This window comes from Agathobaculum sp. (assembly GCF_022775115.1).
Classification (GTDB): domain Bacteria; phylum Bacillota; class Clostridia; order Oscillospirales; family Butyricicoccaceae; genus Agathobaculum.
In genome coordinates this window covers 12196-36894 of sequence record NZ_JALFLA010000004.1, presented here as the reverse complement: position 1 = coordinate 36894, position 24699 = coordinate 12196, and the positions used below count along the sequence as shown (strand labels likewise).

General features: G+C 54.3%; 28 protein-coding genes. All 28 read right to left on the bottom strand.

Features of this window, described 5'->3' with window-relative positions; genetic code table 11:
- Positions 1-96: 96 nt before the first annotated feature.
- A complete protein-coding gene (locus MR935_RS00625) occupies positions 97-1431 on the bottom strand; it encodes an EAL and HDOD domain-containing protein (RefSeq protein WP_290570141.1) in 1335 nt (444 codons plus the stop codon).
- 27 nt (positions 1432-1458) lie between these two features.
- Positions 1459-2394, bottom strand: a complete 936-nt coding sequence (locus MR935_RS00620) for a chemotaxis protein (RefSeq protein ID WP_290570139.1) — start codon at positions 2392-2394, stop codon at positions 1459-1461.
- A 32-nt stretch (positions 2395-2426) separates the two neighbouring features.
- Positions 2427-2867: a chemotaxis protein CheD gene (locus MR935_RS00615; RefSeq protein WP_442862995.1), complete on the bottom strand. Its 441-nt coding sequence runs from the start codon at positions 2865-2867 to the stop codon at positions 2427-2429.
- A gap of 28 nt (positions 2868-2895) precedes the next feature.
- Complete coding sequence (locus tag MR935_RS00610) at positions 2896-3522, bottom strand: chemotaxis protein CheC (RefSeq protein WP_290570135.1); 627 nt, start codon at positions 3520-3522, stop codon at positions 2896-2898.
- Positions 3523-3537: 15 nt separating this feature from the next.
- Positions 3538-4254, bottom strand: coding sequence for a flagellar hook-basal body protein (locus tag MR935_RS00605; RefSeq protein WP_290570133.1), 717 nt, complete (start codon positions 4252-4254; stop codon positions 3538-3540).
- Positions 4255-4278: 24 nt separating this feature from the next.
- Positions 4279-5040, bottom strand: a complete 762-nt coding sequence (locus tag MR935_RS00600; protein WP_290570131.1) for a flagellar hook-basal body protein — start codon at positions 5038-5040, stop codon at positions 4279-4281.
- A 17-nt stretch (positions 5041-5057) separates the two neighbouring features.
- On the bottom strand, positions 5058-5840 hold the full coding sequence (locus tag MR935_RS00595; RefSeq protein WP_290570129.1) for a sigma-70 family RNA polymerase sigma factor: 783 nt from the start codon (positions 5838-5840) through the stop codon (positions 5058-5060).
- 30 nt (positions 5841-5870) lie between these two features.
- The gene (gene flhA, locus MR935_RS00590; RefSeq protein ID WP_290570127.1) at positions 5871-7946 is read right to left on the bottom strand and encodes a flagellar biosynthesis protein FlhA; all 2076 of its coding nucleotides are present in this window, start codon (positions 7944-7946) and stop codon (positions 5871-5873) included.
- 42 nt (positions 7947-7988) lie between these two features.
- Entirely contained in the window at positions 7989-9065 is a 1077-nt protein-coding gene (gene flhB, locus MR935_RS00585) for a flagellar biosynthesis protein FlhB (RefSeq protein ID WP_290570126.1), read from the bottom strand.
- A 31-nt stretch (positions 9066-9096) separates the two neighbouring features.
- The gene (locus MR935_RS00580) at positions 9097-9867 is read right to left on the bottom strand and encodes a flagellar biosynthetic protein FliR (protein WP_290570124.1); all 771 of its coding nucleotides are present in this window, start codon (positions 9865-9867) and stop codon (positions 9097-9099) included.
- Positions 9868-9889: 22 nt separating this feature from the next.
- On the bottom strand, positions 9890-10150 hold the full coding sequence (gene fliQ / locus MR935_RS00575; RefSeq protein WP_290570122.1) for a flagellar biosynthesis protein FliQ: 261 nt from the start codon (positions 10148-10150) through the stop codon (positions 9890-9892).
- Between the two features lie 21 nt (positions 10151-10171).
- Positions 10172-10837, bottom strand: a complete 666-nt coding sequence (gene fliP, locus MR935_RS00570; protein ID WP_290570121.1) for a flagellar type III secretion system pore protein FliP — start codon at positions 10835-10837, stop codon at positions 10172-10174.
- Positions 10838-10855: 18 nt separating this feature from the next.
- On the bottom strand, positions 10856-11173 hold the full coding sequence (gene fliO / locus MR935_RS00565; RefSeq protein ID WP_290570119.1) for a flagellar biosynthetic protein FliO: 318 nt from the start codon (positions 11171-11173) through the stop codon (positions 10856-10858).
- A 47-nt stretch (positions 11174-11220) separates the two neighbouring features.
- Entirely contained in the window at positions 11221-11586 is a 366-nt protein-coding gene (locus MR935_RS00560; RefSeq protein WP_290570117.1) for a response regulator, read from the bottom strand.
- A 30-nt stretch (positions 11587-11616) separates the two neighbouring features.
- Positions 11617-13017: a flagellar motor switch protein FliN gene (fliN, locus tag MR935_RS00555; protein WP_290570115.1), complete on the bottom strand. Its 1401-nt coding sequence runs from the start codon at positions 13015-13017 to the stop codon at positions 11617-11619.
- A 2-nt stretch (positions 13018-13019) separates the two neighbouring features.
- Positions 13020-14054 carry a flagellar motor switch protein FliM gene (locus MR935_RS00550; RefSeq protein ID WP_290570113.1) on the bottom strand — a complete coding sequence of 345 codons (1035 nt, stop codon included), beginning with the start codon at positions 14052-14054 and terminating at the stop codon, positions 13020-13022.
- Positions 14055-14083: 29 nt separating this feature from the next.
- Positions 14084-14869, bottom strand: coding sequence for an OmpA/MotB family protein (locus MR935_RS00545; protein WP_290570111.1), 786 nt, complete (start codon positions 14867-14869; stop codon positions 14084-14086).
- Positions 14870-14904: 35 nt separating this feature from the next.
- Complete coding sequence (locus MR935_RS00540) at positions 14905-15744, bottom strand: motility protein A (RefSeq protein WP_290570109.1); 840 nt, start codon at positions 15742-15744, stop codon at positions 14905-14907.
- A gap of 62 nt (positions 15745-15806) precedes the next feature.
- Entirely contained in the window at positions 15807-16028 is a 222-nt protein-coding gene (locus MR935_RS00535; RefSeq protein ID WP_290570107.1) for a flagellar FlbD family protein, read from the bottom strand.
- A gap of 88 nt (positions 16029-16116) precedes the next feature.
- Entirely contained in the window at positions 16117-17244 is a 1128-nt protein-coding gene (locus MR935_RS00530) for a flagellar hook-basal body complex protein (RefSeq protein ID WP_290570105.1), read from the bottom strand.
- A 94-nt stretch (positions 17245-17338) separates the two neighbouring features.
- Positions 17339-17737: a flagellar biosynthesis protein gene (locus tag MR935_RS00525; RefSeq protein ID WP_290570103.1), complete on the bottom strand. Its 399-nt coding sequence runs from the start codon at positions 17735-17737 to the stop codon at positions 17339-17341.
- The gene (locus MR935_RS00520) at positions 17734-18243 is read right to left on the bottom strand and encodes a flagellar hook capping FlgD N-terminal domain-containing protein (RefSeq protein ID WP_290570101.1); all 510 of its coding nucleotides are present in this window, start codon (positions 18241-18243) and stop codon (positions 17734-17736) included. The genes MR935_RS00525 and MR935_RS00520 overlap by 4 nt, the downstream gene beginning before the upstream one ends.
- Positions 18244-18263: 20 nt before the next feature.
- On the bottom strand, positions 18264-19364 hold the full coding sequence (locus MR935_RS00515; protein ID WP_290570100.1) for a flagellar hook-length control protein FliK: 1101 nt from the start codon (positions 19362-19364) through the stop codon (positions 18264-18266).
- Between the two features lie 58 nt (positions 19365-19422).
- Positions 19423-19878: a flagellar export protein FliJ gene (fliJ, locus tag MR935_RS00510; protein ID WP_290570098.1), complete on the bottom strand. Its 456-nt coding sequence runs from the start codon at positions 19876-19878 to the stop codon at positions 19423-19425.
- 32 nt (positions 19879-19910) lie between these two features.
- Entirely contained in the window at positions 19911-21212 is a 1302-nt protein-coding gene (gene fliI, locus MR935_RS00505) for a flagellar protein export ATPase FliI (protein WP_290570097.1), read from the bottom strand.
- A gap of 24 nt (positions 21213-21236) precedes the next feature.
- Positions 21237-22085 carry a FliH/SctL family protein gene (locus tag MR935_RS00500; RefSeq protein ID WP_290570095.1) on the bottom strand — a complete coding sequence of 283 codons (849 nt, stop codon included), beginning with the start codon at positions 22083-22085 and terminating at the stop codon, positions 21237-21239.
- Complete coding sequence (gene fliG, locus MR935_RS00495) at positions 22078-23085, bottom strand: flagellar motor switch protein FliG (protein ID WP_290570093.1); 1008 nt, start codon at positions 23083-23085, stop codon at positions 22078-22080. Before fliG ends, MR935_RS00500 begins: the two co-directional genes overlap by 8 nt.
- Positions 23078-24682, bottom strand: a complete 1605-nt coding sequence (fliF, locus tag MR935_RS00490) for a flagellar basal-body MS-ring/collar protein FliF (protein WP_290570091.1) — start codon at positions 24680-24682, stop codon at positions 23078-23080. The genes fliG and fliF overlap by 8 nt, the downstream gene beginning before the upstream one ends.
- Between the last annotated feature and the right edge of the window lie 17 nt (positions 24683-24699).

Here is a 24699-nt window from a genome sequence, read left to right as displayed (position 1 = left end):
AGAGAGCGAAACCAGAAGGTAAGCGCTCCCTTGTTTGATCTGCGCATCTATTTAGAAAAATACCGCTTTCGCAGGTGCTTTCCAAATTCTCCTGTATTATTGTTTCTGTGTCTCCGCTGCTTCTGCCGCGGAAACAGAAATTTCTTCTGCGAGAGACGCCTCCGCTGCGCTTTTTTCCATATTCTTGAGCGCTTCAGGATTCACCATCTGCTTCCAGATGGTATTGACCTCTTCCATGCAGTTAAAGTAGATCGTTGTCAGCTGGTTAGAAGGAATACCCAGCTCCTCCGCTTCCTCGGTGATGCGTTTCCAGTCCGCCCGTTCGTAGTCAATAATCAAGTCAAGCAGCTTGCCGCCGACGCCGGTATGCTCGAGCAGCGCGCTGCGCATTTCATCGACCATCGGGATATCGGACAATATGTCCTCAAGCGGCGCATCAATCAGATAGCCCAGCGTTGAGAACATACCCAACAGATAGGCCTCCGACCGGGTGAGCACCGGCTCTTTGAGATAGCCCTGCAATGCGCTCGCAAAGCTCGCGCGCATAAAGGAAATACGGATGAACTCCTCGGAGTTTTCCAAATCATTGCCGCCCTGATCGCCCGCGCTGAGCAGATATACCCAGCGTTTGAGCTGATTCAGGCCCATCGTCATGATCGCCTGCTGGATGGATGTGGTTTTTGTGCGGCGGGCGAAGTACGCAGAATTTGCGATCTTCAGCAAGCTGTAAGTGAGCGTGACATCGGTCGATACGATCTGCTCGATCTCCTGAAGATCCGGCTCCTCCTTGGTGACCGCGACCACCAAGCGGAAAAAGTTGCTGCGCAGATAACCGCTTTGGTGTACCTTATTGGCCAGCTTGTCAGCCACAAACGAGCCTTGCATACCGTAGACCCCCATGCTGGATGCCCAGTCAAAGGTCTCTTTATCGCTGATGCCGGTCGCAATGACCCGCTTATTCATACTCTGCGCCACGCGCATGATATTATCAGCCGCGCTGGCAGTCATGGACTTCATGTTAATCTTGATGTACGACAGATATTCCATAAGCGCCAGATAGCGCGGCATGAACTGAAAATCATTGACCGCGATTTGATATCCTTCCTGCGCATACTGCCGCACCAGATGCATGGCAAACGGATGGATGATAACGCTGTCGTCGATCTGGATGACCAGATTTTTGCTTTTGAACAAATGCGGCGTGCGTCTTGCCAGAAGAGAACTGGTAAACGTCATGAACGTGCAGGAATCCTTGAGTGCCTTCTCACTATTCTGCATTAGAAAATCGTAGATCGCTTCAGCCGCCGTGACCTCGTTACCGCCATCTCCGCTATACGCCTCGTTGCCGTCCGAGTACATGATCTCGTAGCCCAGCACATGGCTGTCTACGTCCTTGATCGCCTGCCTGACAATATACTTGTTATTTTCCACAGACCATTCTTCCCTTCTTCGCGGAGATTATTTTTTATCAGCCATCTGCCTATCCAGCAGCGCATCCATAATGTCCACCAAATGACCGATCTCGGGCTTGGACAACTGCTCATCCGCCCCCAATTGTTTGCCCTTTGCGCGCATTTCCTCGGTCACAAGCGACGAGAAAATGATGAGCGGGATCTGCTTGAGTACCGGATCGGATTTGACCAGCTTGGTCAGGCGGTGTCCGTCCATGCTCGGCATTTCGATATCCGTGATAATCAAAGCCACTTTCTGCAGCAGAGTCTCCGGCTCGCCGGCCAGCGGCTTGACATAGTCCCACAGCTCCTTGCCGTTGGAGAACACCCTCAGGTTGACGTATCCCGCCTTGTGGAGCGCCTGCTGGATCATACGCGAGAGCAGAATAGAATCCTCGGCAATCAGCACTGGGCTGTCGCGGCGGTCGCGGTGTCCCTTCTGGTCGATCTCATTCATCTGAATGGTGGTCTCAGGCGCGATCTCAGCGACAATCTTTTCAAAATCGAGCACCGTTACCAGCTGATTCTCACACTGCGCAATACCGGTCGCCACGCCTTCCTCGCCACCAGAAATGGTCTTGTCCGGCTTCTGGATATCGGTCCACGAGATGCGGCTGATGCCGACCACCGTATGCACCCGGAATGCTATGTACATTTTGTTAAAGTTGGTCACGATGAACAGATGCCTCGGATCGGGCTGTGAGCGCTTTCCGTTCAGGTAATATGGCAGGTCGACCACCGTCAGCACGACGTCTCGCGGCTTGAAGATGCCCTCCACCGCAGGGTGCGCATGCGGCATCGGCTTGACCGGTGCGCTCATCATGATCTCACGCACCTTGGCTACATTGATGCCATACAGGTTGTTATCAATGGTAAACTGCATGATCTCAATTTCATTCGTGCCTGATTCCAGCAATATTTTACCGCGTTCATTGTCCAGCATTCACTGTCACTCCTTTATTTGCAACTTAATGATTACAGTTTTGTCACCTGTTTTCCGTATGCTTGAATGTAAGCCTCCCCCGTGGCTACATCAAATGACAGCGTGCGAGCCGCGTTGCCGCCCACATCCTCCCGCAACAGGCGGATGTGCTCCCGCTGCAGCACTTGATGCACACTTTCAATATTACGTTGCCCGATATTTCCTAAACTGCCGGTAGCCACCTCGAACATTTTCGCGCCACCCGCGATTTTAGCCACGATCCTTGTCCGCAGCGCGCCCATCTGCTCCATCCGGGTCAAGGTCAGCCGGATACCGGTATCTGCGTATTTCAGCGGCGATGTACGGTTGGTTTCCATATTGATCGGCAGCATGATATGTACCAACGCGCCCAAGTGGATCACGGGATCATACAGGCAAATACCGATGCAGGAGCCAAGCGCATAGGTGATCAGCGTCCCTTCCTTCTTTGCCATCTTCATATCCGCGATTCCAATTGTAATTTTATTCATGGTCAATTCCCAACCTATGCAAGAGATAATTCAGCGAGCGCATATCCGGCGCCAGCAAAAGCCGGCAAGGCACCTGCTTGCCCTCTACAATGAAGCTGCCGCCGATCAGCATGATATAGTCAGACTGACTGCCGTAGGCCGCCATCGGCACGGTGATGATCGCGCCCTGCATATCAATAGATATCTGCGGCACGGACGGCGATATCCGCACACCGGACAGGCCGGACAGCGCATTGATGAAGGACGAGATCAGGATATTGCCGACCTCAATCACAGCAGAGCCTTCAAGCTCGCCCATTTCGCTATAATCGCTGATGCTTTTGCCCATCATACGCCCTAAAAACAGGTTGACCGCATCGAGCTGCAAAAGCGCCAGCATCAAACCATTAATCTCTCCGCTCAGGCTGGAGATAATGCCGGCTGACACGGTCTCAAAACCGCCAAGCTTTTCGACCGCCGCGTTAAACTCCAAAATCTGAACCTCAGGCAGCGGAATACGCACCTCGCAACCCAGCAGCGCGGATAGCGCAGTTGCGGCGTTACCCGTGCCGATACTGCCGATCTCTCGCAGCGCGTCGATCTGCATCGAGTTGATCTCTTCATATTTCCGTAAAACCACCAGCGCATCTCCTTATCAATTCCGCAAACCGTTTATGGTCGTTTCGATCTCGTCCTGCGTCTGCACGACCTTGAGCGCGTAGCTGAAGGAGCGCTGTATTTCAACGATATACGAAAACTCCTCGGCCACATCGGCGTTGGATTCCTCTACCATGCCATGCACCGCCTGACCCTCCGCCGGCAACGCCCCGCCGTTCTTGGGCAGCGGCTGCAGCTTGTTTGTGCCAAAATGCAGCATACCGTCGGTATTGGCAAAGTCAAACACACCTACCGGATATTCCGCATCATCGTCCGCAGTCATGCGGATCGGCTGCTGGTTTTGGTCGAGCACAAAAAAGCTGTCGGAATCGAGCAGATAATATTCCAGCGCACCGTCCACATCCATGCTGCCCCAGTGGAACGAGCCTGCGCGGCTGTAAAACACCTCATTGGTCTGCGGATTGCGCAGCGCGAAGAAGCCGCGTCCGCTGATCGCGTAATTTTGCCCATCGTTTCTATATTGCATCGACCCGGACTCAAAGTTGGTCGAAGTCTGGATGATACGGCTGCCCGTGCCGCGCGGTAGGTTGACACCGTCCGGGCCAACCCAGTTGTTATACAGCAGATCGGAGAAATTCGCTTGACTGGCCTTAAAGCCGATCGTGTTGATATTAGCAAGGTTGTTTGCCGTTACCGTCAGCCGCTGCTGCTGCTGCGAAGCCGCCACCGCGGCCGCATAAAAGGATTGATTCATCTGCTCCTCTTCCTTTCTCCAGGCTTATACACGGCCAATCTCGGTCGTCGACTTGGTCATCAACTGGTCGTACATCTTGCTGATCTGCGATGCGCTTTGCAGCGCGCGCTGGCAGGTAATCATATCAACCATCTGCTGCACCATATCAATATTGGAGCGCTCAAGGTGCTTATGACGCACGATCACGTTGTTTGCCGCCTGCGGCTGGGCTGCCCCGATCGGCACAAACATGCCTTCTCCGACTTTTTCAAGCGTCTGCGCGGGATCTTCAAAATCAAATACACCAAGCTGACCAAGCACCTGCCCATTTTCGGTGGTGATCGTGCCGTCGGCCTGCGCATTAAAGGAGTCCGTTCCCAAATAAATCGGCTGGTTGTTGCTGCCCATCACGCGACCCTGCCCGGGCAGGTAGAGATATCCCTGATCATCGAGCATGAAAGCGCCGTTGCGGGAGTAGCGCAGGCCATCGGCAGTCTGTACTGCAAAAAAACCCGAACCCTCAAGCGCAAAGTTCAGCGGCAGCCCGGTCGGCTGCATCACGCCCTGCGTATGTACGGTACGCACCTCGGTAAGCGCCGTAATGTAGCTGGTCGTCGTACCAAGCTCCTGCGGGGCCTTTTGCTTATTGCCGATGCGGCTGCGCATGACCTCGTCAAAGGTCGAGTTCGCATACCGGTCGATCTTATAGCCGGCCGTTGCGATATTGCTCATATTGTTGCCCACCACATCCAGATTACGAGTCTGCGTGAGCATGGCTGAGCTTGCGTCATAAAATCCTTTGAACACGAAATAAGCCCTCCCGTCTATGCACCATTCATATATGCTGTCATGCGGATCCGCAGCTTGCGGATCGCGTTGGAATGTATCTGAGAAACCCGTGGTTCGCTGACACCCAATACCTTGGCGATCTCCTTCATTTGCAAGGATTTCTGATAATAAAGTGACAGCACCAGCTGCTCATTTTCACGCAGCTCACGGATGCTGCTGCGCAGTACCTCGCCCATCTCCTTGCGCTGAAAGAACTCCTCAGGCTGTGCTTCCGGGTCGGTCTGCGGCAATCTATGCCCCAGCGTTTCGGATTCGCGCTCATCCAGCATCATATCCAGCGAGATGACGTTGCACAAGGCCGTCTTGGAAATGGCCTCCTGATAACGCGCCTCACTCATGCCCATCCGCTTGGCGACCTCGCTATCCGTTGGCGTACGCCCCAACTGGGCAAACAGCTCGTTGTACGCCTCGTCTATCTCATGCATCCGTCGGCGCACCGAGCGCGGCACCCAATCCTGCTTGCGTGCCAAGTCAATAATCATACCACGCAAGCGCTTACAGACAAAAGTTTCGAATTTCACATTTTGACCGGGGTCGAATTTATCCAGCGCGCTCATCAGTAGGAGCACACCCTCATTTATAATATCATCGACCTGTGCAAAGCTCAAATAAACCCCCCGGAGCTTTAATGCGATATTTTTCACAAGATACACATACCGCATCACCAGCACTTTTTTCAATTCCTGATCGTTGGTTTCCTTATACTCCTTGAGAAGCATCTCATTGGACATATCTTCCCATTTTTTTTGCTCTGTCAAGGCGTATCTCCCCGTTCTTTTTTGACATTATCAGGAAAATGTGATGTTCCCCAGTGATTGAATCTGCACATTTGTGATGATCTCATTAAATGAAAGCACAATGATGTCTGGATAGAACTGCTCCAGCAGGCGGCTCAGGTAGATGCGGATGATGTGGCTGGTGAGCAGCACCGGCTGCTGCGAAAGGTCGGCGAATTTTTTGATATATTCCCCGAGCTGCGTGAGCAGCTTCTGCATCAGATCCGAACCCAGTGCCAGATAAACGCCCTGATCGTTCTTGGTCAGGCTGGCGATGATCTTCTTTTCCACCTCGGCGTCCAGCGTGATGACACTCAGCCTTCCATCCTCGCAGAAGCGGTGGGTGATCGTTCGCTTGAGCTGCGCGCGTACACTCTCGGTGATCAGATCGGTATCGCGCGTGATGGAAAGTGCGTCCACAGTCGTCTCGACGATCGTCACCATATCTTTGATCGGGATATTTTCCTTGAGCAGATTGCACAGGATCTTTTCCAGCATGGCGTAAGAAATCACATTGGGGAAGGCTTCCTCGACCAGCTGCGGCGCGACGCGCTTCATATTCTCCACCAGCTGGATCGTTTCTGCGCGGTTGAGCAGCTCGTAGGTGTGCTTTTTGACGGTCTCCGACAAATGGGTCAGCATGACCGACAGCGGGTCGATCACGGTGTACCCGTATATTTCGGCCATCTCCTTGTTCTCCGGCAGAATCCATTTGGAGGGGATGCCGTAGGACGGCTCGATTGTTTCAATGCCTTCGATCTCACCGGCCGGATTAGGCGGCTCAAGCGCTAAGAAATAGTCGATCAGTATCTCGCCGCGTGCGATCTCCTCCCCCTTGAGTTTGATGACATATTGATTGGTACCCAGCATGGCCGCATCACGCAAGCGGATGGAGGGAATGACAAAGCCCATCTCCTGCGCGTACTGCCGACGGAAAATAACAATGCGGCTGATGAGCTTGCCGCCGCTTGATTCGTCCACAAGAGGAATCAGGCTGTAACCAAATTCCATTTCAATCGGTTCCACATTGATAAGCGAATAGACATTGTTGATGTCCTTATAATAGTCCATTTCGCTTTGCTGTGCTTCTGCTTCGCGCTTAGCCGCCTCCTGTATGGCCGGCGCGGCCTCCTTCTCGCGCTCCAGCGCTTCCATCTGCCGCGAAACACGCCAGCCGACAGCACCCAGTGCGCCCGCAATAAGCAGCAGCTGCACATGCGGCATACCGGGCATCACGCCGAACAGCCCCACGATGACAGCTGTGATAAGCAGTGCCCGCGGCTGCGCAAGGAACTGCTTGATCACATCCTCGTTCAGGCTGCCCTCAGACACTGAACGGGTGACGATCATACCGGTCGCGGTCGAAATCATCAGCGAGGGCAACTGGGAGACCAGACCGTCGCCAATGGTAGCGATCGCGTAGACGTTCAAAACCTCGTTAAACGCCATGCCCGATTGTACGATACCGATGATACAGCCGGCGATAAAGTTGATCGAGGTAATGATGATCGACATGATCGCATCGCCCTTGACGATCTTGGTCGCGCCGTCCATCGCGCCATAGAAGTCGGCCTCGCGCTGGATTTTGGAGCGCCGAACCTTCGCCTCCTGCTCATTGATGATGCCGGAGGAAAGGTCAGCGTCGATCGCCATCTGCTTGCCAGGCATCGCATCGAGCGTAAAACGCGCTGCAACCTCGGATACGCGCTCGGCGCCCTTGGTAATAACGATGAACTGCATCAAGACAATGATCAAGAAGATGATAACGCCGATGACCACATTGCCTTGGATAACAAATTCACCGAACACCTTGATAACCTGACCGGCCGATCCGCCCTCCGACAGGATCAAGCGCGTCGATAACACGTTGAGTCCCAAGCGGAACAGCGTGGTAACCAGCAACAGCGAGGGGAATATCGAAAACTCCAATGCCTCATGGATATTGGTCGTAATCAACAAAATAATGATTGACAGAGATATATTGAAGATAAAAAGAACATCCAACAGGAACGGCGGCAGCGGAACCAACAGGAACAGTACGATGACCACCACAAACACCGATATGATGTTGTCAAAAAGTCGTTTCATTGTTCCACCGTTTCTAACTCAGATTTCTATGCGAAGGAACGTCTATGAGGGTTCCAGCGGATTTTTTTTGTTCAGCTTATAGATGTAGACCAGCAGCTCGGCCACCGGGCCGTATTGCTCCGGCGGGATCGCCTGACCGATTTCCGCCGCAGCGTAAAGGCTGCGCGCAAGCGGCTTGTTTTCCACCACTGCGACCCTGCTTTGCTCGGCTACGGCCACGATACGCAGCGCCAGCTCATCCTGCCCTTTGGCCACCACGACCGGCGCCTTGTCTTTGCCCGGCTTATACCGGAGCGCCACGGCAAAATGCGTCGGGTTGCGCACGACAACGTCCGCGCCCGGCACGGCCTGCATCATGCGGGACTGTGCCATACGGCGCTGTATTTCCTTGATCTTGCCCTTGATTTGCGGATTGCCTTCGGTCTGCTTGTATTCCTCCTTGATTTCCTCCTTGGACATTTTGAGCTGACGCTCAAACTCCCACCACTGATAAAGGTAATCAAAGAAAGAAAGCACCAAAAATGCCGCGCCGACCTGCAAGATCAAACCCAACCCCAAGTCGCGCATGGACGCCAGCGCAGCCGCAATATCAGAATCCATATAGCGGGAAAACAGCAGCAGAGAGCCCGACACAAAACGGTAAATCAGCACCAGCAGGATGGTGATCTTGAGTATCCCCTTGAACACCTCTATGATGCTTTTGAGCGAAAACAGCTTTTTGATGCCCTCCAGAGGGTTCATACGGCTGAATTTCGGTTTCAGCGCTTCAAAGGATACCAGCAGCCGCGTTTGTGCAAAGGTTGCAATGATCGCAGCCAAAATGCTCGCCGATAGCGGTAATGCAACCGACTGCGCGAGCGCCATAACCATATGACTGGATAACTCAGCCCCTATGGCGCTCGCGCCGCCGGTCGGCACGCTGCCTATCAAGTCGATACAAAAACGCAGCAGCCCGCTCATCGCGCCCGCGATCAAAGGCAACCCAAACCGAAGCGCGGCATAGCTGGCAAACAGCGTTACCACAGCAACCACGTCGCGGCTCATCATAACATTACCTTTTTTTCTCTCGTCACGCCGTCTTTTTGGTGTGGCTTTTTCTGTTTTTTCGCCCGCCGGCACTTCCGTCCCCCCTTTTTTCGTCCGATTTGCGTCAAGCCGCCGCGACCCGCAGCGCTTGCTCTACCGCAACCAGCATCTGCTTTTCCATACCGAGCAGGTATTCTCCGATCAGCGGCAGCAGAAGCAAGACCAACAACAGACCCAGAAATATTTTTAACTCAAAATTGATCGCAAACACATTGATTTGCGGAATGACCTTCATCAAAATGCCCATGCCCAACTGACCCAGCAGCTCGGCCGCCAAGATCGGCATGGCCAGCTTTATCGCCATGATGACGCAGCTAACAAATATCTCCAGCGCATAGGTCGCCGCCTCCGTGCCCAGCATCACTGTGCCATACGGAATAACACGCCCGCTGCCAAGCAAAATGCGCAGCAACGTGATATGCCCATTCGCCGCAAAGAAGAGCAGCACCAGCATTATATTCATGAGAGTAGCTGTCAGCGAGCTGTTCGTTCCCATCGCGGGATCGTATGTCTCCGACATATTCATGCCCATCTGCGCATCAATCAACTGACCCGCTTGCAGAACAACATAAAAAAAACACTGCATGACAAACGCAATCAGATATCCAATCGCAAACTCAGCCAGCATCTTCACCGCAAGCTCGACGACCGTCAGCGGCGGCGCAGGCGCTTGATTGCTTGTGAGAGAATAGACCGTTACGGCGAACACCAAGCTCAAGCCGGACTTAATCATGGTTGGGATACCCGTTCTGCCCCACAGCGGATTAAAGACAACAAAGCCTGTCATCCGTATCAATATGTAAAGGAACAGCGTCAGCTGCGCCTGGTCGATCATGGGTACGCCCCTTCCCTCCTGCTTACACCAGCATCTGCGTAAAGAGCATTCTGGTAAATTCCTGCAGTGTTTGCAGCATCCATTGCCCGCCCAGCAAGCAGAAAGCTATCACCAGCAGCAGCTTCGGCACAAATGCCAAGGTCTGCTCATGGATCTGCGTGGCCGCTTGAAAAATAGCTACCATTACGCCAATCGCCATGCCGCCGATCAGCATCGGCCCGCCAATCCGCAAGGCCACCATAAGCCCCTGCCGCAGGATATCAATGATTTGATTTTGATCCAAATCAGACCGCCTCCCTTCAGGCTATTGGAAGCTCTGCGCCAATGTGGAAAACAGCAGCTGCCATCCGTCCACCGTGATAAACAGCAGCAGCTTAAACGGCGCTGAAATCATTGCAGGAGGCAGCATGATCATGCCCATGCTCATCAGTGTCGTTGAAACGATGATGTCGATCAGCATAAACGGGATGTACAGGAAAAAGCCGATCTGAAACGCGCGTTTAAGTTCGCTTGTGATATAAGACGGTATCACGACCCGCAAGGAAAGCGCCATCGCCTCCTCATCGGTATTCGGCCGCTGCACCTGTGCCAGATCGCAGAACATGCCGAGCGAAGATCGTTCAGTCTGCCGCAGCATAAAGCTTTTGAGCGGCTGCCCCGCGCGGTCAAGCGCTTCCTCTTGTGTGATTTCCTGCTGTTTATAAGGCTCATAGGCATTTTGCTGTATCTCAGTCAAAACCGGATTCATGATAAACAGCGTCAAGAATAGTGCGATGCCGACCAGCACCATATTAGGCGGGTTTTGCTGCGTTCCCATCGCCGTGCGCAGAAAGGAAAGCGAGATGATGATGCGTGTAAACGAGGTCATCATCACGAGGATCGACGGCAGAAGCGCGATGATCGTCGTCAGAAACAGGATTTCCAGTGTCTGCACATTGTTGCCGTTTACATTGATCAAGCCTTCCGGCATTCCGGTTTCTCCCCCTTCCTATCGCCCATCGTTTTTTTTGCGCAGACTGCCGAGCAGTTCTGCAAAGCCGGGCGCGCTGTTCTGACCGTCTTGCTGCTTGCTTTGCTGCCAAAGCTGCGCCTGTTCGGCGCTCAGCTCGGTCAAAAGCTGAATCTGAGAGCCGGTCACACCCAGCACCAGCCATCTTTCACCCACCTGCGCGACGACAACAGCCTTATCCTGTCCGAGCAACATCTTGTCCCACACCAGCATATGACTGCCCGGTGCACCCCATGTGCGGCCGCTCATACCGACCCGCTTGGTGAACCAATAGGCCAGAAACAGAACCGCCGCCACGCACAACAGCATCCATACAAAAGAAAGCCAGCCTTCTCCCATCATCCTTACGGCTGTCCGACGATCGACGTGACCGTTTTGATGATACGATCCGGCTTAAAGGGCTTTACGATAAAGTCCTTCGCGCCCGATTTGATCGCCTCAATAACCATAGCCTCCTGTCCCATCGCAGAGCACATTACAACAGATGCGTTGGGATCGGCAGCGCGGATCTCCTTGAGCGCCTCCAGACCATCCTTGTTGGGCATGGTGATATCCATGATGACCAGATCGGGGCGGATTTCATTGTATTTTGCAACTGCTTCCGCGCCGTCGCTTGCCTCCTGCAAATCGGTATATCCGTTTTCAGTCAGCACATTCTTGACCATCATTCGCATGAAAGCCGCATCATCCACCAACAAAATCTTTGCCATTGTTCAAAACCATCCTTTTCTCATTATTCGTTATGATTGGCTGATATCCTCAAGTTCCAGCGGCGCGACAATCTCCGCGATGCGCAGACCAAAATTATCGTCCACCACAACAATATCGCCCTTGGCGATACATTTACCATTGACATACAGATCCGCCCGGTCACCAGCCAGACGATCCAGCACGACCAGCGAGCCTTTCGTATAGTTCAGGATATCCTTCACCCGGCGGCGCGTCCGACCGATCTCGACCGCAACATCCACCGGCACGGACATCAGCAAGTCAAGATTGCCCTCCTGCTCCTCATTGAGTGCGTTTTCTCTGCCCTCAAGCTGTGGCATATGGGGCTTGCTGGTTTTTACCGTCTTCGGCTCAGGCGCAGGCGCTTGCTGGGGCGGCATGTAATACATCGGCGGGTACGGCATCTGCGGATACATTTGCGCGTACATCTGCTGCATTGCCTCGGGTGTCATCATCGGCGGCATCATCGGCATCTGCGGCATTGCCGCAGACTGCTGTGCTACCGGCTGCTGTGCTGCTGGCTGAGGAGCTGGCGCGGCTTGTGGTGCAGGTTGCTGCTGCGGTGCAGGCTGAGACACTGCTGCCGGCTGAGACGCCGCTGCAGGCTGCGGTACCGGGGGCGGAGGAGGCGGAGCGGCCGATGCTGCCGGCGTAGGCTGCGGCGCCGGAGCAGGCGCAGGCGCCGAAGCGGAAAGCAGTTTTTCGATCTCCTCCTGACTCAATACCGCGCCGTCATTCTTAGGTGGCCCACTCAGAGGGGCGGCCTCCTCCGACGCTGCGGGCGCTGCCGCACCTTCTTCCGGCAGGCCAACATCCGCACCGGAGATACCAAAGCCCTTCAGCAGCTCACGCGCAAGATCAACGCTCAGCGCGCTCATAAATTCGCTTTCCACCGCGTCTTCGATGTTCAGCTTAAAGCGCACAACGACCAGTGTGCCATCCACCGGGAAGTATTCTCCCACAAACTGCTCAAGGCTCTGGATCTCAAACGCCTGCGGTGTGGAAATGTTGACCATTCGGCCAAGGAAGTCCGACAAAGCGGTAGACGCGGCACCCATCATCTGGTTCATGACTTCGCAGATCGCGCTGAGATTCAAATCGTTGATCTCAAAGTCCTCGTCGGCAGTTTGCGAACCCATCAGGATATCCACAATGGCGCGTACATCGCTGCGCTTGAGCAGCATAATGTTGCTGCCCGTCAGACCGGCGACATAGTCGATCTTTACGCCGATTGCAGGCTGTAGATCGCCCAGTGTAAAATCCTCCGCAGAGACCACGCTCACTGTCGGTGTTGTGATATCCACACGCCTTGCGAGCATATTGGAAACCGCGGTCGCCGAAGAGCCCAAGCTAATATTGTATACCTCTCCAATCGCGTCAATCGCCATTGGACTGAATAAATTCGACCCCATTCTTACGGTTTCTCTCCTTTATCCTGTATTTTTTCCCAGTCTGACAGCACATAGGTCTGCTCGATCCGAACCGCTTTGTTTTTTTGGAAAATGCCCATTTTACCATCAAACCAGCGCTTTCCCCCAATGTTCAAGAACACCTTAGAGTCCTTCGGCTGATCGAGATCTATGACATCACCCACATGCAGATGATAGATATCCTCCATCCGCAGTGTAGTATGCTGCAGCTCTGCGATGATCTCCAGCTCGGAACTGCGCAGGTATTCCATGATCTCGTCACTGTCGTGCTGATTGGGCTGACGCATACTGGCCGTTTCCCGATTCATCTGACTGAAAACATCACTTAACATCGTTGCAGGCAAGCAGATAGTAAAACGCCCTTCGCTCACAGATGTTTTGATGGTGATGCCGACGATCACGACCGCCTCATCCAGTCCAATCAACTGCACCAATGTGGGATTGGTTTCCGTTCGGTTATACTCGAAGCCGATATCCAAATAGCTTTTCCAAGCATCCGACAGACTGCCAATCAGGCTCATCATAAAGTCGGTGTACAGCCGCAGCTCGATATCGGTATACTCATAATCCGAGCCGACCTCACCTTCTATCTTACCGCTTCCCCCCAGCTGCCGGTCCAGCATACTAATCATGACACCCGTCGTGATGTGGAACAGGATCGGCTCCTTCTCCACTGTATCCTCCATCGTATCATTTACCAGCGCCAGAACATCGTGCTCGGTCAGCGCGTTTGAGAATTCGTAATATCGCTGCTCCTCGACTGAATCCACCGCTAAGTCACACGACATATGCAGCATGGTATTCAAACGCGACGATAAAATACGCACATATCCTTCAAATATTACGCTGATCATCTTCAAACGGTCGCGCGTAAACTTCTTCGGACTGTAGAAGTCATACTTTGGATATACTTTTTCTTCAGTTTTTTTTCTCTCACTGGCCGCTCCGATATCCATATCGCCGCTTCTGGCAGCGTTGAGCAGCGCGTCGATCTGGCTTTGTGATAAAACTTCAGACATCTACAACAAATCCTTCTATTTGCTCATTGTTACACGGATCCCTTGCCTTCACGCATGGTATAGTATTGATCAATGCTGCCGCCCGGCTTGGTCGGATCCAATCCGGTTATCATCAGCTCAACGCGGCGGTTGTGCGAACGCTCGACTGAGGTATCAAAACCGTCGACCGGCCGCCACTGTCCATAACCCACGCTTACCAGCTTATCCGGGTCGATAATACCCTTTTCCTGCAAGTAGACCGTCACGATCGACGCACGGTTAGAGGCCAAAAACCGATCTGATGTGGGATTGTTCGGCCGTGTAGGGTCGCCCTGCGAAGTATGCCCCATCACGCGGATCTCGTCGATCAAATCGCTTTGCGGTGAGATAGCCGCCACGACTTCATCCAGCAGCACCTTGCCGCTGTCGAGCAGCACATAGCTGTCACCTTCAAAAAACACCGCATTCTGAAAGGTAATAAATACATAGTCTGCGCCCTGTGTAACCATCATCATCTGCTGTAGGTTATTACTGGCACTGTAACTGTTCAGCGAGGCCGCGATCTGGTTCAAAGCTTCCTTGACCTCCTGCTGCGTGATCGGTTTATCCTGCTGGATGGCGCCGGTATTATCGCTGATGCCCATGCCCTGTCCGGGCGTGCCCGCCGTTTGTGCCGTCGATTCGCGCTTAAAGCTCTGTACAATAGCGGCCCACTTCGACTCTTCGATGCTTGACATACTGTACAGCAGAACAAAGAAGCAGAGAAGCAGCGTGACCATATCGCCATAGGTATCCATCCAGTTTGCGCCGCCACCGCCGCCTTTCTTTCGTTTCATTCGTCCTCACTCCTTCGTCTTGCCGGCAAGTCAGATCACTCATTGTCGCCGCCCTTTTTGCCTTTTTTGCCTTTCTTTCCTCCGCCTTCACCGCCGGTAGCACCCTGCTCCAAATAGCCCTCCAGCTTTTCCCGGATGAACTTGGGGTTTTCACCGGCTTGAATCGCCATAACACCCTCCACGACCAGCTGATGGCACAGACACTCCTCTTCATCTCGGGTGCGCAGATTATTAGCAATGGGGTTAAATATCAAGTTCGCCAAAAGAACGCCGTAAAAAGTCGTGACCAGCGCAACGCCCATGTCCTTACCGATCGACGAGCCGCCCGATGTCGGGTCCATGTTTTGCAGCATGTTGATCAAGCCGATCAGCGTACCTGCCATACCAAATGCCGGTGCACACGAGGAAGCACGTTCATACATCGAGGCAACATCGTCGTGGCGTACTGCCAGCTGCTCGATATCACTCATCAGCATCGCCCGCACCTTATCCGAGTCGTTACCGTCAACGATCAGCATGATACTCTTCTTAAAGAAGGGATCCTCCAACTGATTGGCGCGCTCTTCAAGCGCCAGCAGACCATTTTTACGCGCGATCTGCGCAAACTCAACCACTTCATCAATGATTGCGACCGGATCAAACTTTTTTTGATTCAAAATGATACCGATATGCTTGGGGAATCTAGCAAGGCTCTTTGCCGGAAAGCTTGCAACAACAGCCGCCAGTGTACCGCCTATAACGATCAGAATACTGGAGGCATCCACAAAATTTTTCAGCTGGCCGAAATTCAGCGAAATCAAGGATTCACCGATCGCCATGCCGTAAAGTATCAAGATGAAGCCACCGACAATGCCGAGGATAAATGTCAAATTCATAAGTGTTTTACTTCCCCCAATCCAAGCTTCTTGAGGCGCTTAAATCAAAATGGTTTATATGTTCAGTCTCCGCGTTTATCGGAGATCGTGATTTCACGGTAAATATCTCGAACCTTAGCCGTATAGAGTTCAATTAAATTGACAACCTCCTCGGGCGATTCGCGCACAATATAATAGTCATGGTTCATCATAATGATCTTGGTTTCTGGAATCATCTCAATGGTTTCAATCTGCGTGTGATTTAGCAGGAAGGGCTCCCGGTTCAGTTTTGTCAATCGAATCATAGTATAATTCCCTTCTTCCGTTCAAAGGCTTGACCTGCGGGGCGAGACGCAGGAGCCGCGTCCCGCCCCACCTATCACAGTCAATTCATTATCTCTTCATGGCGACCAAGTCGGAAAGCATCTCATCGGTTACAGTGATGATCTTGGTATTCGCCTGAAAGCCACGCTGGGTGGTGATCATATCGGCAAACTCAGTCGCGATATCGGTCTTGGAGGATTCCAGACCGCCGGAAATGATCTTGGTCGTGCCCGCGCCGCTGACAGCCCGGGAGGGATCGATCGCATTGTTGCCCTGCGCGGTCTCGTTGCTCAGGTACTTGCCGGTGATGACCTCGCCACAGGTACCAACGCGCAGGTTGCCCGCGTTGTTGCCGCCCAGGTAGTAGCCATTGCTCTGCTTGGTCAGACCGTTGGGGTTGACCACGCTGCCTACCGCAACTACGCCGATCGTGGTCGGCGTGCCGTCCTGCGTGACAACCGTGATAACGCCGTTGCTGCCCACGCTCAGGTTGACCGCATCGACCGAGATACGCTTGGAGGTATCGGTGATAGTCTGCGGATAGGTCCACACATTGTCCGCCGCCGTACCGGTAGCGCCTGTCAGCTTGGCATACACAGGCTTGCCCTGTGCCAGTGCATTGGCATCAGCCGATGCCGGCGCCTCGACCGGCAGACGGATCGGCCGCAGGCAGGTGTCCCAAGTCAAGTTGCCGTCCGCATCCGTTTGCAGCGCACCGTTATCCTCGCCAAGCGGCATAAAGCCATAAACACAATAGCCATTGGCATCGACCAGATAACCGTCACCGTCTAGACGGAAGTTACCCACACGGGTCAGTGTCAGATCATTGGGGTCGCCGATATAACCGTCGCTCGGGTCACCCTGTGCGGCGTCCGGCTTCTGGCCGACCAGAAAGAAACCGTTGCCGTCAAGGTAAAGGTTGGAGTTTGTGCCGGTGGGCGCATAGGTACCGCCCGACATATTCAGGTCGATCGAGCTGACCTTAGAACCATAGCCGATCTGGGAAGCGTTGGTGCCGCCAAACTGTGTGCCGCCCGCCGCGCTCGCGTTGACCGAGGTGTACATAGACTCAGTAAACGTGGTAACGCCCGGCTTAAAGCCATAAGTATTTGCGTTTGCGATGTTATTGCCGATTACGTTCATCTTCTGCATATGCGTTTGCAGACCCGCAATCGCAGCGTACATTGATCCTGTCATATCTTTCGGTTGCTCCTTCCAAGCAAAGGCGCCGTCGAAGGCCGTCATACGGACAAGCCTTCAAAGCATCCCTAAAGGGACCTGCTGTCTTCTCCTATCGCAGAAGAACGGCGCCGTCAATATTGGTAAACACGTTGTCTTGCATCTCATCCTGCGAGATCGCGGTGATTACGCGGTTCTGCGGCACGTTGACGATAAATGCGCGTGTGGCATCAAACACCAGTATATTTTTCGCGCCCTTCGCCTGTGCGCGGTGGGCTGAATCGGACAAGCGCGCCATCAAGTCGGCCGTCAGCTCAATCCCACGTTCCGCTGCCCGCAGCTGCGCGTGCTTGGTCATTTCAATCGCCCCCGGGGCCGACTGCGGCTCTGTGCCGACGGTCTCGAAACGCTGCCGAAGCAGATCGCCGAACGTACCCGCCGGTGCTGCCGCTCTTTGATTGACCGGTGCGCCCGATCGAACCCGGTGCAGGCTATCTAAGCGCTCAATCATGTGCCATCAACAACCTTTTGCACCGCGTCTGTATCGCCTGCGTTCTCCTCCTTGGGCGGCAGCTCACCAACAGCCATGATCGAAGTCAGCGCATAGCTCTTACCGTCCACAAAAATGACACGCTCACCATCATAAGTACCTGTTCCCGTCACTTGACCGACGATTTCCTTTAGGCCGTCCTTGGTGTACTCGCCAATGGTCACGGTTTTACCCACCAGAGACGCCGCATAGCTCATCGTCGCTGCGTCAGTCATCGTCGTCATAGCTTGGATGGTCGACATCTGCATCAACTGGTTCATCATTTCGCTCGTCGAAGCCGGATTCTCAATATCCTGATTCTGGAACTGTACGATCATCAGCTGCAGAAAGTCCTCCATGCTCAGCGCATAGTTATCCGTCTTACTGCTTTGCAGATAGGCAGCGTTGTTCGACTGGGTCGTTTTCGTCGCAGCAGTATTCAAAGTACTGTTTGTACGCGCTATGGTCTCTGTCCAAAGATCACTCAACTCATGTCACATCCTTTCGCTCAAATTGCCTCCATCTGGTACAAACCCAGTCTGAGCTGTCCGAGGAAGCTGTCCTGCTCCTCCTTGCTCTGCTGCTGCCGACGCGGCTGCTGTTGCTGCTGCTGGCCACGGCCGTCATACTGCGGCTGCTGGCCATCCTGCCTCTGTACCTGCACCTGCACGACCTGACCTGTGCGATCCTCCAGAACTGCGCTCAGTCCGCCTGCGTGCTGTGCGAGCAGCGAAGTGGTCTTGGCGCTCTCCGCATGCAGAACCAACCCCATCTTGCCGCCTGTCTGGATCAGCTCGATGGTAATCAAGCCAAGATTTTCAGGCTTGAGCTGGATCTCCACCTTATCGCCCACCAGCTTCAGCGTCGCTTGGATCTGGTCTGCCAGCTGGGACTCCATATCCGGGACACTGGTGTCCACTGTGGCCACAGCCTCACCCACCTTGACAGGTACGGTCTCCACCTTCTGGAATACCGGCTGCTCGAGCACCTCGACCTCCACCGTGTCCTGCTTTTTGGCGGCCGGGGCGGTCTGCCGCTGCGCCGCCGACACATCAGCCTCAGACTGCTGCATCTGCGCGCCGTCGTCGGTTTGCACCTGTGCCACCGGCACATCGCTCTTCTGCTCCGCCGGAACGATCTGCTCCGGCTGCGCCGCCTGCGCAGCTTGCTCAAAGGGCTGCGTTTGACGCACTAGCTCAGTCTGCACCATGCTTTCAGCCTGCGGCTGCTGTGGTAGAGCGGTCTGCTGCAAAGCGACCGGCTGCACCTCCTGCGTCAGCGGTACGGTCTGCTCGACCTGCATCTCCGGTTGCTGCACCTGCACATTCAGCACGGCATACTGCATCATCGCAGCGGCGGCCAGTTGCTGCTGCACCTCGCTCATCTCGTCCTGCTGCGGCACTTCGCCCTTCTGCGGTACTTCCGAGGTCTGCTGCGCACCGCCTTCGTCCGATGCGCCCGTGGTCTGCTGCTTCTGCGCAGATGCGTCCGACTTAGTCTTCAGCAGGTCGCTGAATTTGTCGGCGTCCGCCGAATCCTTGGTGCTGACACCCTGCAGTGAACGCATGGCGTTCATCTGCAACTGCACCAACATTTGCTCCATGTTCATCTCTCTCACCTCCTTTCCCGTGTGTACTGTCTAACGGAAAACCACCGACGCAAACGCCTTACTGCGCCGACCTTGCGGTCAAAACGCGGGTGGTTGATACGAACTCGTCAATGAATTGCTCTTCGCTTTTTTCCATCGCCTTGCGGTAGCTGTCCAGCTTCTTTTCGCGGAGCTTTTCGACCGTCGCTTTGTCGGTTCGCGCCGCGATCACCTCACTGCGCTTGACCTCCTCCGCCCGGCGGCACTCCTCCAGCACCCGCAGGGCCTTCTGTATCTCGTTTTCCTGCACACGCAGCACGCCATCAAAAATGACCGCGTCCGCAATGGTCATACCCTCCATCTTTTTCTGGCGGTATTCCGCGTTGATCTCGTCAAACTTCTGGTTCAGCGCCTCGACTTCCCGCTCCTGCTCACGCACACGAGTGATTGTAGCTGCATGTTCGGCGCGCAGCGCATCCAGCATCTGCTCCCGATAATGCAGGACCGTTTCCATCGAAAATCGGAACTTCTTCATGACAATCCTTCCTCTCTTTTAGATACGGACCTTTACCGCAAAATATTCTCAAGCTGGCGCAGACTATCATCATAGGTAAACGATTCCTTGATGCCCTGCATCAGAAAATGATTGATTTGGTCGATCTTTGCGATCGCATTATCCAAGCGCGGATTGCTGCCGGGCTTATAAGCACCGATCGCCAGCAGATCCTCGTTCTTTTCGTATACACTCAAAATATCGCGCAGCTTGCCCGCCAGCTGCTGATGCTGCGGCGTGACGATTTCGGTCATCAGTCGGGAGATGCTCGCTGAAACGTCGATTGCTGGGAAGTGGTTGGCATTGGCCAGCTTACGGGAAAGCACGATATGCCCATCCAAGATACCGCGTACAGTATCGGCAATCGGCTCGTTTGTGTCGTCGCCCTCGACCAGCACAGTGTATACCGCGGTGATCGAGCCGGTCTCAAAATTGCCGCTGCGCTCGAGCAGCTTGGGCAGCTCAGCATAAATCGACGGCGTGTAGCCACGCGCCACAGGCGGCTCTCCGACTGCAAGGCCGATCTCGCGCTGCGCCATTGCAAAGCGTGTCAGCGAGTCCATCATCAGCAGCACATCCAGCCCCTGATCTCGGAAATACTCCGCAATGGCTGTGGCAACCGATGGACACTTCATCCGCAGCATGGCCGGCTGATCCGAGGTCGCAACCACCAAAATCGAGCGCCGCATACCTTCCTCGCCCAAATCCTTCTGCACAAATTCCAGTACTTCTCGGCCACGTTCACCCACCAGTGCGAGCACGTTGATATCAGTTTTTACGTTGCGGGCAATCATACCCATCAGCGTCGACTTACCGACACCTGAACCAGCAAAAATACCAATTCGCTGTCCCTTGCCGATGGTCAAAGTAGAATCTATCGCGCGGACGCCAAACTCCATGCGCTCACGGATAGGCGGACGCGTCAGAGGATTGATGTACGGGCTATCAACATAGTAGCTGTCTCCCTCGGGAAAGGACGCAAGTCCGTCGATCGGCTTGCCTAAGGCGTTGATAATGCGTCCCCGCAGGAAATCGCCCACCTGAAGCCGCAGCCGACGGCCGGTATTACGCACAAAGCTGCCCGGCGCTAAGCCGTTCATATTTTCATACGGCATCAGCAGCATGTGCTCATTCTTAAAGCCTACCACTTCAGCCAAGACCTGACTGTTGGACTCCGAGGAGTATATCTGACAGATATCGCCGATCGCCCCATGTCCACCGGAGGCCTCTATCGACATACCAACGATGTTTTCGATCTTACCAATGCGGCTGAGCATATCGCCGTCTTTTATCTGCTCAATTACTTGCTCAAACATCGGTATCTCCTTCATGTTGGCATATCAGGTGCGGCTGCGTATCACCTGACGGATATTTTCGAGCTGCGTGGAAGCACTTGCATCAATAATTTCATCCGGCATCTCAACAATGCAGGTGCCGGTTTCGGCATCACGCATCGGCACGATCTTGACATGATTGGAAAGGCTCGAAAGTGTCGCGGCCAGCGCAGGATCGGCCAGCGACCTGCCCTTGATATCAGCGTCGGCCACATAGATCTGCACCCATTCACGCCGCTTGAGCTTTTCAGTCGCAGAAGAAATCATGCGCTTGATGATCTCCTCGCTGCTTTTCAGGCTGACGTGGATGACCTTTTCAGCCACCGCCACTGCAACATCCAGCAACTCATCGCGCAGACTGTCAATCGCCGCATCGCGTTTTTGCGCCGCGCGCTCCAAAAAATCCTGCGTCTCACTGATGGTTTGCTGCGCGACGGCGTTTATCGACTCCGCGGCCTCTTTGCGCCCGCGCTCCTGTCCATCTGCGTAGCCCTTGGCATAGCCTTCCTCGGCAGCCTGCTGATGGATGCGGACGACTTCGGCCTCCGCGGCCATTTTGGCCTGCTCGACAATGCGCTCCGCCTGCTCCTGCGCATTACGCAGCAGCTCATTGGCCTGATCGCGGGCGAAGATGAGCGAACCGGTCGCACGGTCCGCCTCCGATTCCGGTGCTGCGCGCGGCGCGGCACCGGGCGGCGGCGTTCGCTCCTCAGCTGTCGACGGGGGGCTTTCCTCATGCGGCACACTCTCCTTGAGCCGCACCATCTCCTCAAGCTGGCTGGCAAAATCCTCCGTATTGGGCAGCTGATACTCCTCCGCGCGCGGCTTCATGAAGTATTTCAGAATACTAGGCAATGATCTCGTCCTTTCCGCCCTTCAAGATGATAATCTCATTGCGCTCTTCCAGTTCGCGAATAATGCTGACGATGCGCTGCTGCGCCTCTTCTACATCGCGAATGCGGACGTTGGTCGTGATCTCCAAATCCTCCTCGATATTCTGACGCATGCGGGTGGACATATTGGCAAACAGCTTGTCGGCCACGTCCTTGTTTGCGCCCTTGAGTGCAAGTACAACATCGCGCAGGTCGCAATCGCGTATAAAGCGCTGTACCGAGCGGTCGTCCATGCTGACGATATCCTCGAACACGAACATACGCTTGCGAATCTCGTCGGCGAGATTGGCGTCGCGCATGGACAGGCCATCGAACACTGCCTTTTCGCTCGAGCGCTCGAGGTTGTTCATGATAGCTGCGATGTGATCCAGACCGCCAACGCGTACGTTCTCGGTAACAATGATGCTGGAGAATTTCTTTTGCAGCTCGTCTTCAATCATCTTGACTGCGTTCGGTGAGGCGCTCTCCATCCGTGCGACGCTTTCCACAACACGCAGCTTCTTCTCTGTCGGCAGTTCCTCGAGCACCGCTGCCGCCTTATCAGGGTCGATGTAGGACAGAACCAGCGCGATCGTCTGCGAGCGTTCATGCTGCAGTGTCGAAAGCAGCGTCTTAGCATCGGTTTTATTGAGGAAGGCGAAGGAGCGGTTGCTGAGCACCTTGGTCACCTTGTTCAGCAGCTGATCGGCCACCTGATCGCCAAACGCCTTTTGCAGAACGGAGCGGGCGTATTCCATGCCGCCCTCGGTGATGACCTTGTTGGTCAGACACATCTGGTAAAATTCTTCCAGCGTTTGCTCGGTCAGCTCTGGAGGAATATGTCCAAGCTTTGCGACCTCGATTGTCAGCTGCTCCAGTTCCTCGGGATCCATGAACTGATAGATTTTGGAAGCTTTTTCCGTGCCTAAGGCAACGATCACAGTTGCCGCCTTTTGTTTTGTCGTCAACACCTGATCAGCCATTGGAATCCGCTCCTTTCAGCCAAGTCCGAATCATCTGTGCGGCTATCTCGGGATTCTCTTCGGTGAACTTCCGGATATCCTGCTTCAGCTCCATGCTTCTGTCGTTGTTGATGTTGAGTATCTCTTCCTGCACCGGTACGCCCATCTCAGGCGATGCCAACGCGGCCTGCTCCTGCTCCATTTGCAGCAGTGCCAAGCGCGCACGCTTGCGGCGCTTGTGCAGCAGCACCAGCAATATCAACAGCAGGAGCAGCAAACCACCCGCACCCGCGGCAGCGTAAATCGCCCACTTGGGCAATTGAATGCCTGCGATGCCCGGCGTCTCGCCCGGAATCTGCTCGGTATAGAACGGCGCGACCAAAACATTAATTTTATCGGCCTGATCCGCGGCGTTGATGCCTGCAGCGCGCGCGATATGGCTGGTCAACTGTGCCGCGCCAACGCCTCCCGCCGCGGCCTGATTGATCGTGACTGCGATCATCACATCGGTCACCACACCGTAATTCTGATCGCTCTGCTCAATGGTGGTGTTGACCTTGTGATCCTCGGTTCCGGCGTTTTTAATCCATGTTTCGTTGCCGTTGACCACGGCCTCGTTCTCCATATAGGTTTGGATGTCCGTATTCACCTCAGCGCCGACAACACCACCCGCGGCGTCCGCCGTGCCGCGCGTCAGCTCCTGGTCGTACTCGCGGCGGCCGATAATGCCCTGTCCGTCAGGCGCGCCCTCGGGCGTGGTATAGATCGTGCTTTCAGTCACCCGCCGGCTAACATCTACCGTACTGGTTACGCTGACGCGCACATTGTCCGGCCCGTAGATAGGTGTAAGCGCCTGCATGACCTCATTACGGATGCGGTTGTTGACCTGCGTCTCCAGCCGCAACTTGAGGTCGGTGGCGGAGGAGGTGTTGCTCGTCTCTGAGCCGGGCGAATAGCTGTTGCCCAGCGAATCTGAGATCGACACACTGCCAAACTCCATGCCCTTGACGCTGCGTGTGATAAGGTTGGCGATCGCGTCAACATATTTTTCGGGCAGCGGACCACCATCGGCCATCGTCACCACGACTGACGCGGTAGCTGGTACTACATTGTCGTTTTCAAGCACATAACGCTGATCGGATCCCTCCGAAATGGTAACGACCGCGCTTTTGACGCCGTCAAAGCAGCGGATGACCGCGGCCATGCGGTCCTGCAGCTCAAAGTTGCGAACCGTCGCCCGGTCGGACTCGCTTGCCATCATTCCGACATTGTTGAAATATGTATCATAGCTGAAGCCTTGCTTCGGGTATCCGTCCAGCAGCAACTTCGCCTTTAAGTTGGGTTCCTGTGAGGAGGGCACTTTGATGGAATCACCCACGATTTGATAATCGGTGGCGCCATATTCCTCCAGCTTGCCCACGATTGCGGACATTTCATTCGTCGACAGTCCGGTAACCAGCGTTTCATAGGGCTGATTGTTCAAAACCACCGCAACGATAATGGCCGCAATGATGATTCCCGTCAGGATCAGTACGGCCGCTATTCTGCGTTTTTTCCGTTCCTCACCCGCAAAGAAATCTTTCACTTTTCCCAGACTGCCCTGCAGTTTTTCTTTCACCGTTGCCTCCGCCTTGC